The organism is Streptomyces sp. AcH 505 (assembly GCF_000818175.1).
In the GTDB taxonomy this organism is placed as follows: Bacteria; Actinomycetota; Actinomycetes; order Streptomycetales; family Streptomycetaceae; genus Streptomyces.
In genome coordinates this window covers 1,881,014-1,882,929 of record NZ_JTIY01000001.1, presented here as the reverse complement: position 1 = coordinate 1,882,929, position 1,916 = coordinate 1,881,014, and the positions used below count along the sequence as shown (strand labels likewise).

The 1,916-nt window shown below is 74.4% G+C and carries 3 protein-coding genes and 1 pseudogene; all 4 read left to right on the top strand.

All coding sequences use genetic code 11. From position 1 onward, the window contains the following. Positions 1-298: pseudogene (locus tag HY68_RS44895) on the top strand (hypothetical protein); the annotation flags it as partial. Continuing rightward, a complete protein-coding gene (locus HY68_RS08755; protein WP_041986579.1) occupies positions 295-1,074 on the top strand; it encodes a type II secretion system F family protein in 780 nt (259 codons plus the stop codon). The pseudogene HY68_RS44895 and the gene HY68_RS08755, both read left to right, overlap by 4 nt. Before the next feature lie 81 nt (positions 1,075-1,155). Beyond that, a complete protein-coding gene (locus tag HY68_RS40020) occupies positions 1,156-1,362 on the top strand; it encodes a DUF4244 domain-containing protein (RefSeq protein ID WP_063779627.1) in 207 nt (68 codons plus the stop codon). Positions 1,363-1,369: 7 nt separating this feature from the next. After that, positions 1,370-1,771, top strand: a complete 402-nt coding sequence (locus tag HY68_RS08745) for a TadE family type IV pilus minor pilin (protein WP_347560412.1) — start codon at positions 1,370-1,372, stop codon at positions 1,769-1,771. Positions 1,772-1,916: the final 145 nt, after the last annotated feature.

The window sequence follows — 1,916 nt, the reverse complement described above, 5'->3', positions numbered from 1 at the left end:
CGTGGACGGCGGGGCCGGGCTCGCCGCAGGACTCGACCGGCTGGAAGGCGCGTTGCGCGCCGAGCGGGCCCAGCGGGACGAACTTCGCGCCGAGTTGGCCGGTGCCTGGTCGACGGTGGTTCTGCTGGCGCTCCTGCCGATGGTGGGCCTGGCGATGGGCTGGGCGCTGGGCGCCGACCCGCTGCGGGTCCTGCTGCATACCCCGGCAGGCCTGGCGTGCCTGGCTGGTGGCGCCGCGTTGGAGGGCGTGGGGCTGTGGTGGGCGGCCCGGATCGTCCGGGCGGGGGAGGCGTCATGACCGGATCGCTCGTCCACAGCCTGTGGGTCGCGGTGTCCGTGCTGGCGGCGCTCGGTTCGCTGGCCTCTGCCGTGGCTGCCGGGCACAGGGCGCGGAAGGTGCGCCGACGCGGCGTCGAGCTGCTGTCGGTGGAACCGGTACGGCAGGTGCGGTCGCGGACGACGGCGGTTGCGACGGAGTGGATCCGGCGCTGGGGGCCACCGCTGGCGGCGCTCGCCACCGGCTGGGTGCTGCTCGGGGGAGTGGCGGGCTGCGCTGTGGGACTGGCGTGCGCCTACGGCGTGCGGCGCTGGCTGCGCACCAGGAAACGGGACGACAGCCGCCTGGACGAGCGAACGGTACGTCAACTGCCGCTGGCCGCAGACCTGCTGGCCGCGTGCGTCGCGGCCGGCGCCGGGCCGAGGGAGGCGGCCGAGGCGGTGGGGGAGTCGCTCGGCGGACCGGTCGGCGACCGGCTCGCCAGGACGGCGGCCGAGGTCCGGCTCGGCGGTGAACCGGCCGAAGCGTGGGGGAGGTTCGGCGAGATACCGGGTGCCGCAGGTCTCGCCCGCTGTCTGGAGCGGGCAGGGGCCAGCGGGGCGCCGGCCGCCGAACAGGTGTCGCGGCTCGCGGCGGGCCTGCGGGCGGAGCGGGCGCGTCGGGCGACCGCCCGGGCCCATCGGGCACAGGTGCTGATCACCGCGCCGGTCGGGCTGTGCTTCTTGCCGGCCTTTCTGACGGTGGGCGTGGCGCCCGTGGTCATCGGCCTGGCGAGCGGACTGCTCGGCGGCGGCTGACGGACAGCGGATCAACGGCAGATCAACGCGTGAAAACGCATGAAACGCAGGAAACAGAGCTGAGCGAAACGGGAGGCCGAAATGTGGACGCGTATGCGAAAAGGATGGCTGCGTCGGATTCGGCGCGGCACGGAATCGGGTGACGCGGGAATGACGACATCGGAATACGCGATGGGCACGATCGCCGCCTGCGCTTTCGCCGCGGTGCTGTACAAAGTGGTCACGAGTGGACCCGTGTCACAGGCGCTTCAGTCGGTGATCGGCAAGGCCCTCAATGTCCAGGTCTGATGCGGCGGTGCGCGTCGCCGATCGGGACGACCGCGGATATGTCACGGCGGAAGCGGCCGTGGCGGTGCCGGCGCTGGTGGTGTTCGCCATGGCGCTCGTCTGGGCGCTGACAGCGGCGGCGGCACAGATCCAGTGCGTGGACGCCGCGCGGGCGGGGGCACGGGCCGTCGCCAGGTCCGAACCACGGGAAGCGGCGCTGGACGCGGCCCGCTCGGCCGCGCCCCAGGGCGCCGAGGTCACCCTCGGCCGGTCCGGCGATCTGTGGCGGGTGCGGGTGGCGGCTCCGACGCCGGGCCCGGGGGCGCTGGCCTTGACCCTCACGGCCGAGGCCGCAGCCTCGGCGGAGGACACCCAGAACGCCCAGGACGCCCCGTACACCCAGCACACCGGGGAGAGGGGCGCCTCATGATCCGTGACGGTGACGGCGAACGGGGTGGTGACCAGGGGGCGGCGACGGTCTGGGTGGCGATGGCGGCGGCCACGATATGCGCCGTGTTCGCCGTGGTGCTCGCACTGGGCCAGGCGGTCGCTGCCCGCCACCGCGCGGGCGCCGC